At 43.2% G+C, this 16562-nt stretch carries 14 protein-coding genes; 5 read left to right on the top strand and 9 right to left on the bottom strand.

Annotated features, from left to right (window positions below; all coding sequences use genetic code 11):
* The first annotated feature begins 121 nt into the window (after positions 1–121).
* The 3 genes from mfd to L0G63_RS06010 all read left to right on the top strand — a co-directional run bounded on the left by mfd (position 122) and on the right by L0G63_RS06010 (position 6191).
* Complete coding sequence (gene mfd, locus L0G63_RS06020) at positions 122–3832, top strand: transcription-repair coupling factor (RefSeq protein WP_301449824.1); 3711 nt, start codon at positions 122–124, stop codon at positions 3830–3832.
* 168 nt (positions 3833–4000) lie between these two features.
* Positions 4001–4432, top strand: coding sequence for an HIT domain-containing protein (locus L0G63_RS06015; RefSeq protein WP_057759208.1), 432 nt, complete (start codon positions 4001–4003; stop codon positions 4430–4432).
* Between the two features lie 349 nt (positions 4433–4781).
* Entirely contained in the window at positions 4782–6191 is a 1410-nt protein-coding gene (locus L0G63_RS06010; RefSeq protein ID WP_301449823.1) for an adenylate/guanylate cyclase domain-containing protein, read from the top strand.
* An 84-nt stretch (positions 6192–6275) separates the two neighbouring features.
* On the opposite strand, the gene fdx is transcribed toward L0G63_RS06010, so the two are convergent.
* The 8 genes from fdx to L0G63_RS05970 form a co-directional block, all read right to left on the bottom strand.
* Positions 6276–6614, bottom strand: a complete 339-nt coding sequence (fdx, locus tag L0G63_RS06005) for an ISC system 2Fe-2S type ferredoxin (protein WP_075107002.1) — start codon at positions 6612–6614, stop codon at positions 6276–6278.
* Positions 6615–6704: 90 nt separating this feature from the next.
* On the bottom strand, positions 6705–8576 hold the full coding sequence (gene hscA / locus L0G63_RS06000) for a Fe-S protein assembly chaperone HscA (RefSeq protein ID WP_301449822.1): 1872 nt from the start codon (positions 8574–8576) through the stop codon (positions 6705–6707).
* Between the two features lie 206 nt (positions 8577–8782).
* Positions 8783–9364: a Fe-S protein assembly co-chaperone HscB gene (gene hscB, locus L0G63_RS05995; protein ID WP_301449821.1), complete on the bottom strand. Its 582-nt coding sequence runs from the start codon at positions 9362–9364 to the stop codon at positions 8783–8785.
* Positions 9365–9447: 83 nt separating this feature from the next.
* On the bottom strand, positions 9448–9768 hold the full coding sequence (gene iscA, locus L0G63_RS05990; protein ID WP_058024184.1) for an iron-sulfur cluster assembly protein IscA: 321 nt from the start codon (positions 9766–9768) through the stop codon (positions 9448–9450).
* Between the two features lie 210 nt (positions 9769–9978).
* Positions 9979–10386, bottom strand: a complete 408-nt coding sequence (gene iscU, locus L0G63_RS05985) for a Fe-S cluster assembly scaffold IscU (protein ID WP_301449820.1) — start codon at positions 10384–10386, stop codon at positions 9979–9981.
* Positions 10387–10542: 156 nt separating this feature from the next.
* A complete protein-coding gene (locus tag L0G63_RS05980) occupies positions 10543–11769 on the bottom strand; it encodes an IscS subfamily cysteine desulfurase (protein ID WP_301449819.1) in 1227 nt (408 codons plus the stop codon).
* Positions 11766–12275, bottom strand: a complete 510-nt coding sequence (locus L0G63_RS05975) for an Rrf2 family transcriptional regulator (RefSeq protein ID WP_301449818.1) — start codon at positions 12273–12275, stop codon at positions 11766–11768. Before L0G63_RS05975 ends, L0G63_RS05980 begins: the two co-directional genes overlap by 4 nt.
* Positions 12276–12719: 444 nt before the next feature.
* On the bottom strand, positions 12720–13364 hold the full coding sequence (locus L0G63_RS05970) for a hypothetical protein (protein WP_301449817.1): 645 nt from the start codon (positions 13362–13364) through the stop codon (positions 12720–12722).
* Positions 13365–13820: 456 nt separating this feature from the next.
* Between L0G63_RS05970 and L0G63_RS05965 the strand changes: the two genes are divergently transcribed.
* Positions 13821–14141, top strand: coding sequence for an HU family DNA-binding protein (locus L0G63_RS05965; RefSeq protein WP_161808411.1), 321 nt, complete (start codon positions 13821–13823; stop codon positions 14139–14141).
* A gap of 338 nt (positions 14142–14479) precedes the next feature.
* Positions 14480–16354 (top strand): SurA N-terminal domain-containing protein, encoded by a 1875-nt coding sequence (locus tag L0G63_RS05960; protein WP_301449816.1) that lies wholly within the window; start codon positions 14480–14482, stop codon positions 16352–16354.
* A 21-nt stretch (positions 16355–16375) separates the two neighbouring features.
* Here the strand turns inward: L0G63_RS05960 and L0G63_RS05955 are convergent.
* On the bottom strand, positions 16376–16562 hold a 187-nt coding region (locus tag L0G63_RS05955; RefSeq protein WP_301449815.1), incomplete at its 5' end, for a hypothetical protein.

Genomic DNA, 16562 nt, shown 5'->3' with positions numbered 1-16562 from the left:
GTCGCCTTTGATCAGCCGTTAGCAATTTTTTAAGTGACAAACCGTTACGGCATAAATTTTGGTAATTGCTCAAATATTCGTATAATAGCTTTCTGACTCCTTAACTGTGATCCTATTTTTTATGCCTATCACTGCTTTGACTGACGCGTTTGATCCTATTAACCAGCAGTTGTTCCCTATACAAAATTCCGAGCGGCGTTGGCTTGCGCCTGTCCATGGTGCTGTTAGCAGTTTGTGGTTGGCAAGCTTGTTTCAAACGCCTCACTGGAATGTTGCCGATCGATTGAAGGTGGTGGTTGCCCGTGACCAAAATCAGCTCAATCAGATAGAAACTGAGCTGGCATTTTGCGGTGTGGGTGCCTACGTGTTTCCTGACTGGGAGACACTGACATATGATGAGCTGTCTCCGCATCAAGACATCGTTAGTGAACGCATCAATCTATTGACAGATATGCCGAGATCAGGCGTGCTACTCATCTCAATACAGACATTGATGCAACGCGTCGCACCGCCCAGTTGGTTGATCGGACAGCATTTTGATTTGAGCGTTGGTGATCGATTCGATATCAATACGCAACGTGGGCTTTTGGCAAAGGCGGGTTATAGAGCGGTTGATAATGTCTTTGAGCCCGGTGAGTTCGCTGTACGTGGCAGCATTATCGATATCTTTGCTATGGGTCAGCCTTTTCCGCTGCGTTTAGACTTATTTGACGATGAAATTGAGACGATTCGTTTTTTTCATCCGCAAACCCAGCGCACGTTGACCGCTGATGACCTCAAAGCGATGTTGACAGGCAATGATACCAGCATGGGCAAAGAGTCACTGTCGCTGCTGCACAAGTTGCCAGATATCTCTAAACCTATTGAACAGTTCCAAATATTACCAGCAAAGGAGTTTCCGCTGGATGAAGGGCGAGAGACATTTCGCACGAATTTTGCGGCGATGTTCCCTAATGCCAGTAGCCGCAAGTCTGAGTTGCATAAAGATGTAATGGCAGGTATCGCGAGTAGCGGACTGGAGTATTATCAGCCACTGTTTTTTGACTTAAAAGATTGGCAAGAAGAAAGTACGCTATTTTCTTATTTGCCAAGCGATGCGTTGTTTATCACAGATGAACTGATCCACGAAAAACAGGCGGACTATTGGTCACAAATCCAGCGCCGCTATGAAGAACGTCGACATGATATTGACAAGCCTATCGTTGACCCTACGCTGTTATATCTATTATCTAACGCGCTTAATGAACAACTAAATCACTATCCACGAGTGATACTAAGCGCACGCGATGAGCTGGCTACGACAAATGACGTAGCAGCGCCAGAAGGTAACGATCCATCTCAGCCGCAACTGCCATTAACGCCTACTAAGCAGCAAGGCTTAGTGACATTAAGCGCCGAAGAACCGCCACAACTGGCAGTAAACCATCAGAAATCTGAGCCATTAACTGAATTGCTCGACTTTTTAAACGTTCAACAACAAACAGCAACGCCAGTACTAATTGTTGCAGAAACCGCAGGCCGTCGTGAGATTCTTATTGAGCTGTTTAAGGGTAAGATTGATATCAAAGCATATGATAGCTTTGAAGCGTTTTTAGCAGCAGATAAAACGAGTATGATTAATAACGCTAGATTACCACATGTCGGTCTGACTGTGGCACCAATTGAGCGCGGCGTATACGTGCCTGAACGTTTGGTGTTGATTAGTGAAACGCAGCTGTTTGGTCGTCAAGTCTTACAGACGCGTCGTCGTCGCCAAAGCGGTGTATCAGAGGAGTTCTTGGTTAAGAGCGTCACTGAGATAACAGATGGCAGCCCAGTCGTTCATATCGAGCATGGTATTGGTCGTTACAACGGCCTAATCACGCTAGATGTGGGTGATGGTGAGCAAGAGTTCATTCATTTAAAATATGACGATGATGCCAGTATCTATGTGCCAGTCGCCAATCTACAAATGATCAGTCGCTATAGTGGCGGCGATCCAGCGTTAGCGCCATTACATAAGATCGGCAGTGGCAAATGGGATAGAGCCAAGCAAAAGGCCTTGGAGCAAATTCACGATGTCGCCGCAGAGCTGCTCAATATGCAAGCGCGTCGTGAGGCCAAAGTTGGTATTCATTTTAAAATAGATCCGTCGCAATACGAGCTGTTTGCCAGTCAGTTTGCGTTTGAAGAAACCGCTGACCAAGCCAATGCCATTCATGCGGTTATGGAAGATATGAGACAAAACCAGCCAATGGATCGCCTTATTTGCGGTGATGTTGGCTTTGGTAAAACAGAAGTAGCGATGCGAGCGGCCTTTATTGCCGTCAGTGCTGGCTATCAAGTTGCTGTATTAGTGCCCACCACATTGCTCGCAGGACAGCACGAAGACAATTTCCGCGATCGATTTGCTGATTGGCCAGTGCGTATTGAGAGCCTGTCTCGCTTTGGCGGTAAAAAGCATCAAGACATGGTCTTGACGGATTTGGCTGATGGCAAAGTCGATATTGTGATCGGTACTCATAAACTATTGCAGCCTGACGTGAAGTTTGCCAATCTAGGACTGATGATCGTCGATGAGGAGCACCGCTTTGGAGTACGTCATAAAGAGCGTATCAAGGCGATTCAAACAGATGTAGACAGTATATCTATGACCGCGACGCCCATCCCTAGAACGCTTAATATGGCGCTCTCAGGCGTGCGTGATATGTCAATCATTGCCACACCGCCTGCGCGCCGGTTGGCTATTAAAACCTTTGTCATGCAAAAGACAGATGCCTTGATGAAAGAAGCTATCTTGCGTGAGCTGTTGCGCGGCGGGCAGGTTTATCTGCTCCACAATGATGTGGCTAGTATTGAGCGTATGGCAGAGACCATTCGTGACCTCGTACCAGAAGCGCGAGTAGGGGTCGCCCATGGACAAATGCAAGAGCGCCAGCTTGAGCAAATCATGCAGCAGTTTTATCACAAAAAATTCAACGTGCTGGTGTGCTCTACTATCATCGAGACAGGTATTGATGTGCCAAATGCCAATACTATTATCATTGAGCGTGCTGATAAATTTGGCTTGGCACAATTGCATCAGCTACGAGGCCGAGTAGGTCGCAGTCATCATCAGGCATATTGTTACCTATTGGTGCCTTCTCTCAAAGGTCTCAAAGGCGATGCCAAGCGTCGTCTACATGCAATTGAACGCGCCAATACACTGGGTGCAGGTTTTATGCTGGCGAGTGAAGACTTGGAGATTCGCGGGGCAGGTGAGATACTAGGCAAGCAGCAAAGCGGTAATATGCAGGCGATTGGTTTTAGCTTATATATGGATATGCTGGAGCGTGCGACTAAGGCAATCAAAGCAGGTAAAGAGCCTGATCTAAACACACCGCTATCGCTGACCAGTGAGATCAACCTACATAGCTCTGCCCTTATTCCAGAAGAGTATCTACATGACGTGCATCAGCGCTTGTTGTTTTATAAACGCATTAGTAACACCAATGATAAAGAAGCGTTGACGGATATTCGTACAGAGATGATTGATCGCTTTGGCGCGCTACCGGACCAAACCAAGCAGCTTTTTGCCATTCACGGACTACGCTTGCAAGCAGAACCATTGAAGATCAATAAAATTGATGCCAATAGTAATAGTATGACGCTGGAGTTTGCACCTGATACCCCTGTTGATGCCTTGGCTATTATCAAACTGATCCAGTCAGATGGACAGCACTACCGCATGAATGGAGCATCTGGTATTCGTTATCAAGATAGTGCCAAACTGGCGACACCGCAACAGCGAGTCTCTGTTATCCAAGATCTTCTACGTTATTTTAGCGAGCATATGGTGACAGAAGCTGCCTAGAGTCGATCAGTGAGAGCCATCATTGGGGTTTCTAAGACAATCCACACAAACGCAATAGTGTATGGCGCTATTTTATCGCAGGGATAACTGATAAAATAACCAGATTGCTTTTTCTTCTATACTTTGTACCTACTTTTATTTGCATTAAACAACAAGAGAACCGTCATTATGTTCCAACTTCATCATAAACTTGCTGCTGATAGTTTTTTAGTGGGCGATTTTCCATTATCTACTTGTCGTTTAATCAATGACTGCCAGTTTCCTTGGCTGATATTAGTACCACGCGTATCAGGTATCAAGGAGCTGTACGAATTGTCTGAGGCAGACCAAACGCAGTTCTTGCGTGAGTCAAGCTGGTTATCGAGTCAGCTAGCCAAAACCTTTCAAGCAGATAAAATGAATGTGGCCGCGCTTGGCAATCAAGTACCGCAGCTTCATTTTCATCATATTGTTCGTTATCAAAATGATATGCAATGGCCAAATCCAGTATGGGGAGTTCCTGCAGTACCTTACACCAAAGAAGTCTTGGCACAAATGCAACAGACGTTAATGATGGCGCTACGTGGTCATCATCAAATGCCTTTTGATTGGCAGATGTAATCCGTTTTTAACTTTGAATTGCTTTACCTCATCTATAAAGCATTATTTATGAAGCATCTCTCATAAACTATTACGACAGAAAAAAGCCAGATATTCGTCATATCTGGCTTTTTTCTGTAATAATCAAACATTATCAGTTATTTATCCAGAAAATTTGTCATCTTGATAAATGATAGATGGTGTTTTTTTAGCTACCACTGACCTAGGTTTCATTTAATTTAGAAAGTATAATGTATTTTTCTAGTTATTTATCATTAAGATAGGTGATTTGCGTTTGTTGTTCTTGTATATCTTTATCTCTCTGATAGCTTATCTCATTTAAGTGAAATTCAATATGCCTTTTATAAAGATGTTGAAGCCAAAACTATTGTCAAAAGGTAGTGGAATCTGTCAGTTCGACTATCCAGAAGTTTTTGTTTTAATTCTTACTGTCATATTACTCGCCCTGCATTACAATTTCCGTCCTACCTCAATGGCATTATTGGTTGTCGTTCTACTACCTAGCCTGATGATTCTGATTTATAACTATAGACGCCAAACCAGTCTTTGGACGTCTAATATGGTCGTTATTTTATTTGCGGTCGTTATTGGGTCAATACAGTTTTGTACGGTGATATCGCTCAGTTTGGTAGCCTTAATCGGCGTACGTATGATCGTCAGTGGTGTCGATAACGCTCTAAGATTATTTACTGTAGCATTGGTGACATCTATTGTATTTTATTATGTCAGTACAATACTAGACAACGAAGGATTGAACTGTAATGAAGGTTGGGTGCCTCCCACCGTATTGCTAGCAAGCATAATGGTTATCTTGTATCAGTTTCGCAGTACGTATCAAGAGTATATTGGTTATAAAGAAAGTGCCTCTAAAGCCGGAGGACGTTTGAGTACCATGGTGTCGGTCATCAATAAGTTGACTCGCTTTGTACCGCCGCAAATTTGGGAGCCAATTGTTAGATCTGATAGCCCTGTTAGTGTATCGAATAAACGTGCCAAGCTGACTATTATGTTTTCAGATATTGTCGGCTTTACTGAACTGTCTGATAGCTTAAGTGCCGACAATTTAGCGGATATTCTAAATACCTATATGCATTGTATGACGTTGATTGCTGACAAGCATGGTGCGGTACTTGATAAATTTATCGGTGATGGCATGGTATGTTTCTTTGGTGAGCCTAATAGTCGTGGCTCACGTCAAGATGCATTAGATTGTGTGGCGATGGCGATAGACATGCGTCGAGAGATGCGCACATTGCGTCAGAAATGGCGTTTGATGGGGTTTGAGGGGTTGTACATACGTATTGGTATCACAACGGGTTATTGTCATGTGGGGAACTTTGGTAGTAACAATCGCCTCAGTTATACACTAATTGGTAAAGAAGCCAATCTGGCATCAAGACTTGAGTCAAGTGCTGGTAAAGATCAGATCTTAGTCAGTGAAAGTACGTATGATTATATTTGCCACAACTATGAGTGCCAACATGTTGGTGCGTTTCTTCTAAAAGGTTTTGATGATAAAGTAAGTGCGTGGCAAGTATTTGATCCTGATGCTAATAAAGGTCATTTATCCAAATGGGTAGACTATACCTTGCCTGGATTCAATCTGCATCTAAACTTTAAGGATATGAAGGACAATGACTATCACGATATTAGAACCCGCTTAAATTTTGCACTTGAGCGTATAGAGCAAGAAGAAGAAAAGCTGGTTAAAAGTATCGCTGAAGAAAGCAAACGTCATAGCAATAACAATAACTCATAGTATATAAAATACTGGTTACAAAAAAGCCAGCTATAAAAAGGGTAGCTGGCTTTTTCACAGAGTTATAAAAGGTATTGCTGGTATTTAATGGTTTTCTTTTGCATGGTTGAGCGTGTACTTAGGCACTTCAATGGTCAAGTCTTCATCATCAAGCATGACCTGACAAGACAGACGTGAGTCAGGCTCTAAGCCCCATGCGCGATCAAGCAGATCCGCTTCTACATCGTCCATTTCATCTAAACTATTGAACCCTTTACGTACAACAACGTGGCAAGTAGTACACGCTTTTGACATCTCACAAGCATGCTCAATTTTGATGCCTTTTTCTAATAATGCTTTGCACAAGTTATCGCCAGATTTTAACTCGACTTCTGCGCCTTCTGGGCAAATCTCGTGATGGGGTAATACAGTAACTTTTGGCATAAATTATGTGTCCAATGCTAATCAATCTAAAAAATAAGAAATATCCGCTCAGTATAATTAATAGCTAAGCGGTCAGTTTGAGTGGATCGTTTACCAGTCTTGGGCGCTAGTGCCTGCCATGCTGGCTTTGACGCTTTGATTCATGATGCGGGCAGCAAAAGCATCACTATGAGGCTTGAGCTGCGCTTGCTGCGCCTCAATCATTGCTAGATCATTGGTGTCGAGTACTGTCTTTAGTGCCTGTATCTGCTCTGCTAAGGTATGCTGCTCCTCAGAGGATAGCAGAGGAGCAAACTCATTCAAGGCTGATTCTAACGCCAGCACTTCACGTTCAGCTTCAACTTTGGTTTCAATCAAAGAGCGTGCGTTTTTATCTTCTTCGGCATGCTTAAACCCTGCAACCAGTAGCTGTTCTTTTTGCTCATCGGATAGACCATAAGAAGGCGCGATCTCGATCTTGCTTTCTGTCTTGGTCGTGGTTTCTTGTGCACTAACAGTCAGCTGACCATTGGCATCGATGCTAAAGGTGACCTCGATACGAGCAAACCCAGCTTTCATTGGCGGAATACCGTACAGCTCAAAGCGGCCAAGCGAGCGACAGTTTTCTACTGTTTCGCGCTCACCTTGTACCACATGAATCACCATACCCGTTTGTCCATCTTGATAGGTGGTAAATACTTGGCGTTTTTTGACAGGGATAGGTGTATTACGTGGGATCAGTACTTCAACCAAACCACCCATGGTCTCAAGACCCAATGATAATGGTGTCACATCTAATAATAGTAGATTGTTATCACTATCACCATTGACCAATTGGTGAGCAGTTTGCGCTGCACCTAAAGCAACGACTTCGTCTGGATTTAGACGACAGAGTGGCTGCTTAGCAAAAAACTCTGTAACGACTTGCTGTATGGCAGGCATACGTGTGGAGCCGCCGACTAAGATCACCTCGTCTAACTCTTTGGCCGTTAGCTTGGCGTCGCGCAGCACTTGCTCACACACGCTCAGTGTACGGCGACTCACAGGTTCTACGATCGCCAATACATCCTCACGGCGTAATATCCCCTGATAGTGCTGTCCATTAACAGTCACAGTGATTTCCACCTGTTCAGCTTCTGTTAACGCTTGCTTGTAAGCCTTAGCTTGCTGGGCAAGCACTGACTTGTCATGAAGACTCACATCTTTTGGGTCGATATTGAGTCTTTTGATAATCCAGTTAGTGATGAGGCGATCGATATCGTCGCCGCCCAGTGCGCTATTACCGCCAGTTGCCAATACTTCAAAGACGCCATCAGTTAGCTTTAAGATCGAGACATCAAAAGTACCACCGCCCAAATCATAAATCAGATAGTGGCTTTCTTTATTGCTCTCTTGATCGAGTCCGTAAGCAACAGCAGCTGCGGTAGGTTCATTTAGTAAGCGTAGGACATTGATACCAGCCGCTTGCGCCGCATCTTTAGTGGCTTGACGCTGCGCCTCATCAAAGTAAGCGGGAACGGTAATCACTGCGCCTTCGATACTGTCTGCCGGCAATGCGCTCGCTGCACGTTGCTCAAGCGCGGCTAATATACGCGCAGATACTTCGACAGGTGACACTTCACCTTGAGCCGTCACAAATGCAGGCATATCGTCTTTGCTACCAGACAACTCATAAGGGTGCGAGAATTTGATATCCGCTTGGCTACGACCCATAAAACGCTTAGCCGAGACAATCGTATTTTTGGGATCATCTGCCAAATGCGCTAGCGCATCGTAACCGACTAATGGCGTGCCAGTAGCTGGATAATAAACGACAGAAGGTAGTAGCGTATCTGTGGTTGACCCTGCTTCTAAGACTTGCGCCTTGCCAGAACGTACCACAGCGACGAGTGAACGCGTAGTACCAAGGTCAATGCCCAGACCAAAACGATGTTGGTGAGGTTGAGCGCTTTGATTGGGTTCGGCAATTTGCATTAAAGACATAAGGATAACTCAGAGATAAAATAAATAAGTGAAATGGGGCAAATATGGCGTGTTTGGTAAGAGTGTTTAACGACCAGATGCGCATTGTTATATTAAGAAGATCAGCCGCTAGATTTACTCAAAGACAAGGTTTATACGGCATAGATGGTTTTATTTTAACCAAATATTTAGTATAAAGCGCTTGTATACCACAAGAGAACAGCAATCTAAACGTATAGATCGTCATCGTCCGAATGCTCAGCTGTTGAGACCTCATCAAGACCTGTTGTGACATCAGCGTTTAGTTTGACCAAAAATTTCAGTTTTTGTGTTGCATCAATGGCCGTTTGCCAGTCTTTGTTCTGGTAAGCATTACTAAAACGCTCAGACTGTTTCGCTAAGCGCTCTGTAATTTGAGGATGAAGCTGCTGTAAGGCTGGAAGATTTTTCCCTGCAATAGCATCATCTAAATCCATACGCATCTCCATCGCATCTTCTAAAAAATCTAAATCTGCAATTGATTGCTCTAGGTTTTGTGCTTGATCTGCCATATTCAATAAATAACCAGCACGGCTATCAGGGGCGCTTAGTGTCTGATACGCTTGATTTATAATGGCAGAATACTGCTCTGATTGCTGCTTGGCTTGCTTAGCATCTGCTAAGTTTTTTGCAACATTATCAGGATGATAACGTTTTTGTAGTAGACGTAGATGCTGATCGAGACTGTCTTGATTGACTTCAAATTGTACAGGTTGCTCAAATAAAGCAAAAAAGTCATCAAATTGCGCTTCTTGAATGGTGTCTGTCATATCTTACGCCTTACGTTTTATGTATTTTTTGTTCTCAATTTGGCTAAAAATCTGTTTGTCATTTGATTTTGAAGCTAAAGGCATCAAACAGTGAAAGATTCGCCGCAGCCACATTCGCCCTTTTGATTGGGGTTGGTGAATTTAAAGCCTTCGTTTAAGCCTTCTTTTTCATAATCCATCAATAAACCATCTAAATATACCAAGCTTTTGGGATCAATAAAAATACTAACGCCTCGGCTTTCATAGCGAGTGTCATTCTCATCAGGGATATCTACAAACTCTAAAACATAAGCAAGACCTGAGCAGCCTGCTGTACGGATACCTACTCGAATGCCTTCACCTTTGCCGCGATTGTCCAAAAAGTCTCGAACATGCTGAGCGGCGCGTTCTGTCATTTCAATCATGCCAACTCCCATTGACTACTAATCATAAATATCAATAAAAAACAAACTGGCAAACAGAATAATACGTTCACCGAGATGATATGCCAAGACATATCAGAAACCAAAAGGTGACAATTACATAAGTGTCATTGTCACCTTTTTAGCGTCAATAGCCATCACATATAGCTATTTTGGCATTGCTAATAAAATATAGCGCATACGCTAGCAGGTTTAGATAGCGGCTTCTTCTGTCGCTGCTGAACCGTGTTTGCCTTTATAGTCGCTGATAGCAGCTTTGATGGCGTCTTCTGCAAGTACAGAGCAATGCACTTTTACAGGTGGTAAAGCCAGTTCTTGAGCGATATCATTGTTTTTAATTTCGCCAGCTTGATCCAGACTTTTGCCTTTTAGCCACTCAGTCACTAGTGAGCTTGAGGCAATTGCTGAACCGCAGCCATAAGTTTTGAAGCGTGCATCTTCGATAATGCCATTGTCGTCGACTTGGATTTGTAGACGCATCACATCGCCACATGCTGGGGCGCCAACCATGCCAGTACCAACGTTTTTGGCGTTTTTATCAAGGTTGCCAACGTTGCGTGGGTTTTCATAATGATCGATAACTTGGTCGCTATAGGCCATGGGGTTTTCTCCTAGTTAGATGATGAGTAGTCGTTTATTAACTTTAACGGTTTAAGTACTCATCGATAATTGGGGTCAAACGCTTAACTTAATTGTCTGATCAATTGTTTAATAAAATATATGTGGTTACTTAATACTAAAAAGCTATACTAAAAATTAATGCTCAGCCCACTCAACAGAGTTCAAATCAACCCCTTCTTGGTACATGTCCCAAAGTGGAGATAGAACACGCAGTTTGTCAACGGCTTCATGCATTTGCTTGATCACAGTATCGATATCTTCTTCAGTGGTATAACGACCGAAGCTAAAACGGATTGAGCTGTGCGCCAATTCGTCTGGGCGACCGATAGCACGCAGTACATACGATGGCTCAAGCGTCGCTGATGTACAGGCTGAACCTGATGATACTGCTAAGTCTTTTAGCGACATCATTAGAGATTCGCCTTCAACGAAATTGAAGCTGATATTGATAATATTAGGTACGCTGTGCTCAAGATCACCGTTTAGATAGATCTCTTCGATATCTTGTAGGCCATCCCACAGTTTTTGACGCAGTTTTGCAACATGGGCATGATCTGCTTCAAAACTCTCATTGGCTAGAGCAAATGCTGCGCCAAGACCAACGATCTGATGCGTAGGCAATGTACCTGAACGCATACCGCGCTCATGACCACCGCCATGTTGCTCTGCTTTTAAACGAATACGTGGCTTACGGCGAACAAATAAGGCGCCGATACCTTTAGGACCATAGGCTTTATGGCCTGAAAAGCTCATCAAATCAATCTTCATCTCTTCAAGATTGATTTTTACTTTACCGACAGATTGTGCGCCATCCACGTGGAAAATAACACCCGCTTCACGAGTGATTTCACCAATGGCCGCCACATCTGTGATCGTACCAAGCTCATTGTTTACCATCATGAGCGATACCAAAATTGTATCATCACGTAGCGCTTCTTTCACTTGCTCTGGTAAGATAAGACCTGTGCTTGGTTGCGGCTCAAGGTACGTAATTTCAAAACCTTCTTGCTCAAGCTCACGGCACGTATCTAGTACGGCTTTGTGCTCAATTTTGCTGGTGATGATGTGTTTGCCGCGAGACTGATAGAAATGTGCTGCGCCTTTGATGGCTAAGTTGTCAGATTCCGTTGCCCCAGAAGTAAAAACGATTTCGCGTGGGTCAGCGCTAATGACTTCAGCGACTTGTCCGCGAGCCGTCTCTACTGCTTCTTCTGCTTGCCAGCCATAGCCGTGTGAGCGTGAGGCTGGGTTGCCAAAGATGCCATCTACTGTCAGATACTCGCTCATCTTAGCCGCTACTGGTTTAGCAACTGGTGTGGTGGCGGCATAATCTAAGTATATAAGGTTGTTATGTTGGCTCATGCTGGGTTTGCCTCGCTGTTCGATAGAGTAATAGTATTGATATCTTTTATGGAAATGTCTTTTATAGAGGTGTGCTGACGTTCTGAAACAGACTGCACGTTTTCCATATCTAATAATTGCGCTAATGTTATATTTTTCAAGTACTGTTCGATATGATTTGACAGTGCACACCATAAGTCATGGGTCAGACACATTGTACCACCTTGGCAGTCACCGCGTCCTTCACACTGCATGGCATTAACCGACTCATCAACAGCAGATATGATGCTCATCACATCTATCTCATTCAATGGCTTTGCCAAATGATACCCACCTGCAGCGCCGCGAATACTTGTAACCAGACCACGTTTACGGAGTTTGGAGAATAATTGTTCAAGATAGGAGATAGAAATAGATTGTCGTTTAGCGATATCAGATAAAGATACGGCACTTTCTTGTTGGCTGGTCTGTAGTGCCAAGTCTAATAAAGCGGTAACGGCATATCTGCCTCGAGTAGTTAAACGCATATGTTATCTCCAAACTTTTTTGTCATTTTTATTTAACAACGATCTTGGTACAGGACACAGATCAGACAAAGTGTGTTTTATCGTTATTAAACAACAGATGGTTAACCCGATGTGTGCAACGATTAGGTTAATTATACTTAATCCCGAGTAATTTAGTCAAGATTAAAGTGTGGTTAAACGGTTAATCGAGCTTATCGCTATGATTGATAAAAACAATGGTGTTCGGGATGTATGTATGAGCGGGGAGAAAGATTTCATTTTTAACACTTCGATACTGGCTAATGTATGAGTCAAACGTAAATTACAGCAATATCGAACAAGCCAGAATGGAACAATCTAGGGAAAAAATGAGCGTCCAGTACCTGCAATAGGCACTGGACGCTCATTTATGTCTGAAGACATAGTTTGGTAAAAATCAATTAATAAAGCTAAGGGCAATTAAAATCAGCTCATCAATAGTGCAATGACTGAGCCAATCATAACGACCAGCGCCACCACAGTTATAATCATAAAGGTCTTCTGCTTACTCTGTAGCTCTTTGACTGTGGTTTCAAGCTCGCGGTTCTTGATGGTTAATGTGTTGATTTGAGTCTGCTGCTCTTTGATACGCTCTTTATAATGGTCTTTTTTTTCTGCCATTTCAGCATCGGTCGGTTTGGTTTTAGCGTTGCCGCCTTTTATCTTTTTAATTAGACCTTGAATCAAGCTGCCGAGACCAAGCTGCATAATAAATTGTTTGACCAGCTGCACTTGAACGGATTCACCGCGCATCTGTAATTTTTCGGTCGTCTCTCTATCGTGAGTGGTGATGGCATTAATCACTTGAATGCTATAAGCATTGATAACGACATCAGGTTCGCTACGACCAACAGGCAACTGGGCATCCAAGAGTACGCCTTTGGTACTAAAGGTGGCAAAAACCTCGACATGAGGCAAATATAAGCGCAATGCTACGACCGTACCTTGTTTGGCAAGTGGATAAGCGGCTTTACGTAGTTCAGGATCCAAACGTAACAATAGTGTCAGCGCCGACTCGATGAACACCAGAATAATATTAAGAAGAGAATGTGACAACGTAGAACGCTTCATGTAAATAATCCATTTTTTATTTAGCAAATTAAAGCTTTATCATAAACTTAAGTTTATTTATGGCCAAAACTTGCAGTGGTATTTTGCTTATAGTAACGCCTTTATAATAAAAAGTAACGCTAGTTTCTGTCAGTGGTAAAATTATTATCGTACAATCTGGACGCAAATAAAGACAACGATATTGATGACTGACTGTGTATGGACCCCAGCTGACAACTGTTTCAAAGCAGTCAATAGATATATCGATTGGCGATTGGAGACATAACAGACTACTTATACCAAAGTTGCAGCTGTTTTGCGTAACATTGGGTGTCAAATACGTAGTTGATGGCACAAAAATATGTAAAATCGCTTGCGCTCCTTATGCTGCCTTGATATAAAGACGATAACAAAACGAAACCTGTCAATACGCCAGTCAAGCAGTTTTTATTGCGTAAGTACCATGAGAGCGTTACAATGCTTGGCGTGAGCGTGTATTACCCCCTTAAACTTGAAGGAAATTTTATGAATAAGTCAGAATTAATTGATAGCATCGCAGACAAAAGTGGCCTAAATAAGACTCAAGCTGGTGATGCTTTGAATGCGGTTATGGAAAGTGTTGGCGAAGCTTTAGAAGCTGGCGATAGCATCTCTTTGGTTGGTTTCGGTACTTTTAGCGTAAAAGATCGCAAAGCACGTACTGGCCGTAACCCTAAGACTGGTGAAGAGCTAAGCATTCCAGCAAGCAAAGTACCAAGCTTTAAAGCGGGTAAAAACCTAAAAGAGCGTTTGAACTAAGCTGCTCTATATGGATGGTTGCTTTGGCTAAGATAGTCAGAAGCTGAGCACCAAAAAAGCACCTAAATGTTAGGTGCTTTTTTTGTCGCTATCGTTTGTCTTATACTGTGTGAATATTTTGAGTCTATATGAAAAATCACGTATCATAGGGCGCGCGATAGATGTGTTGTTTCAATAAGATTTTTAATACATCTTATCTTATTCTATAAAGTGCACACGTTCTTCCTCTTTACCATTGCCGGCTCAGATAGCATTGATATTGGCAGGCTGCATCTAATAGCTCCTAGCAGTATTACAATGGTTTTTCATCAATATAGGTTAATAAAGCAGAGATAACTATGGATAAATTGCGCGATTTCTTAAAAAGCTGGCCAGGTCGCATTTTATTGATTTTATGCTTATCGCCACTCGCTCTATTGGGTGTCGAGAGCTACTTTGGTGGTGGGGTTGATCCTAACCAAGTCGCTCAGGTGGGTGATGCAAGCGTTGGGCTGTCCGAGTATCAGACTGCTGTCAATAACCGTCGTAGCGAGATACTTGAGCAAGTTGATGATGCTAGTTTATTGAATGAAGACGTGCTGCACGAGCAAGTGCTAAAAGGTTTGATTGATCGTACATTACTAGAGCAGCAAGCAGGTAAGCTTGGCATGACAGTGTCTGATGACACCATCAATCGTCTGCTGCGTGAGGAGGAGATATTCAAAGATGCAGATGGAAACTTTTCTAACGATCAGTTTGCAAACTTTTTGCGTCAGCGCGGTATGACCAAAAATCAATTGTTTGCAGAGTTTCGCAATCAATTAAGTTTGGATCAATTGAATGCGAGCATTGTTGGCACAGCCGTTTATCCAATGAAGGCGGTGAGTCAGCTGATTGATTTGCAATTGGAGTCACGCAACGTTTGGATACATCGCTTTGACTGGCAAGACTATGCTGATCAGGTCAAACTCAGCAAAAATGATATTCAAGCGTATTATAATGCCAATAAGGACACCTTAAAAAGTGCGGCAATGGTCAACTTGGCTTATATTCAGCTGAGCCCTAATACCATCAAAGTTGATGAGGTGACGACAGAAGAGTTGCAGCAGCAGTACGAAGCGTATAAGCAAGGTCTAGCTGCTGATGATGAGCGTCAAGTTAGCCAAATTCTATTGACGGGTGACAACGCTAAGGCAAGAGCAGATAAAGTCAAAGCGCGCTTGGCTAAAGGAGAGTCTTTTGCTGCTGTGGCCAAAGCAGAATCAGATGATCCATCAGGAGAAGCTGGCGGCGATATCGGACGCTTTAACCCTTCTGTATTTGGAGGTGATGCTGAGGCTGTCAAACAGGCGCTAGAGGGCTTAAGCGTTGGAGATGTGACAGCCCCTATCAAGACCAGCTTTGGCTATCAGATATTTACCGTGACCGAAGATAATGGCAAAAAGATTCCAAGTCTCGATAGTATGCGTGCAGAGCTGACTGCTAAGGCAAAAGAGTACAAGCGTCAAGAAATCTACGCGGATAAAGTAACCTCGATTAATGATTTGGCAGCAGACGGCTTTAGTATTGAAGATATTGCGCAGCAAGAGAATGTGCCGCTAAAACGAATCAAAGATTATCGTAAAGAAAACAACAAGTCTGCGCTATCGCAACCAGCCGTCATTAAACAAGCCTTTGATGAATTTACGATTCAAGACCAAGCAGTAACCGCAGGTATAGAGGTCGGTAATGGCACAGTATGGGTACAGCCAAATAATTATCGTCCTACGACCACACTGACCTTATCTAATGCAACGCCAAAAATCACTCAGATACTACGTCAGCAAAAAGCCACAGCATTGGCACTAAAAGAAGCAAAAGCCGTCGCTGCTGGTATTAAAACGCCAGCCGATATTACTAAGCAGTCGGTTAGTCTGCAATCTTTGGGTGAGATCAATCGTCAGACGACGTTACTCACGGATAAAGAGCGTGGATTGGCGTTTAGTCAGCAAGCGGAGAATGACAGCGTAGTCGCCCTCGCTAGTGAGACTGAGGCAGGTGCCACGCTATTGGTGGGTGACCGCATCAAAACTGAGCCACAGTCACCACTATCTGATATGCAAAGAGCGCAAACCGCCAGCATCATTCGTGATAATTTGGGACAAGATCAGCTACAAGACTACTTAGATTACCTACGCATGGTCTATCAAGTTGAGATTAACGAAGCCAACATGGCAAATGCACAAGGGCGCTAAGCGTTCGCTGTATGGTTATTCTTAGTTGTTAAACGTAAAAAAAGCCACTGTAGCGATGCAGTGGCTTTTTTTATTGGGTAATACTTTAAATATAGTAACCGCGAATATTATAAGAGACTGGAAATTAGGAGCAGTAACAAATACAAGCGCTGCGACTAGGGCGTGTTGAACATTCGCAAATAGGCACTGCTGATCGCTAAAATTGTTC

It is taken from the genome of Psychrobacter sp. (assembly GCF_030454045.1).
GTDB lineage: Bacteria > Pseudomonadota > Gammaproteobacteria > Pseudomonadales > Moraxellaceae > Psychrobacter.
This window is presented reverse-complemented; position numbering and strand designations above follow the sequence as displayed.

Bases quoted from the DNA above. Each gene is read 5' to 3' on its own strand.
- L0G63_RS05960 (WP_301449816.1), top strand. From the start codon at position 14,480: ATGGATAAATTGCGCGATTTCTTAAAAAGCTGGCCAGGTCGCATTTTA.
- hscB (WP_301449821.1), bottom strand. From the start codon at position 9,364: ATGACAGACACCATTCAAGAAGCGCAATTTGATGACTTTTTTGCTTTA.
- mfd (WP_301449824.1), top strand. From the start codon at position 122: ATGCCTATCACTGCTTTGACTGACGCGTTTGATCCTATTAACCAGCAG.
- iscA (WP_058024184.1), bottom strand. From the start codon at position 9,768: ATGATTGAAATGACAGAACGCGCCGCTCAGCATGTTCGAGACTTTTTG.
- fdx (WP_075107002.1), bottom strand. From the start codon at position 6,614: ATGCCAAAAGTTACTGTATTACCCCATCACGAGATTTGCCCAGAAGGC.
- L0G63_RS05975 (WP_301449818.1), bottom strand. From the start codon at position 12,275: ATGCGTTTAACTACTCGAGGCAGATATGCCGTTACCGCTTTATTAGAC.
- hscA (WP_301449822.1), bottom strand. From the start codon at position 8,576: ATGTCTTTAATGCAAATTGCCGAACCCAATCAAAGCGCTCAACCTCAC.
- L0G63_RS05965 (WP_161808411.1), top strand. From the start codon at position 13,821: ATGCTTGGCGTGAGCGTGTATTACCCCCTTAAACTTGAAGGAAATTTT.
- L0G63_RS05980 (WP_301449819.1), bottom strand. From the start codon at position 11,769: ATGAGCCAACATAACAACCTTATATACTTAGATTATGCCGCCACCACA.
- L0G63_RS05970 (WP_301449817.1), bottom strand. From the start codon at position 13,364: ATGAAGCGTTCTACGTTGTCACATTCTCTTCTTAATATTATTCTGGTG.
- iscU (WP_301449820.1), bottom strand. From the start codon at position 10,386: ATGGCCTATAGCGACCAAGTTATCGATCATTATGAAAACCCACGCAAC.
- L0G63_RS06015 (WP_057759208.1), top strand. From the start codon at position 4,001: ATGTTCCAACTTCATCATAAACTTGCTGCTGATAGTTTTTTAGTGGGC.
- L0G63_RS06010 (WP_301449823.1), top strand. From the start codon at position 4,782: ATGTTGAAGCCAAAACTATTGTCAAAAGGTAGTGGAATCTGTCAGTTC.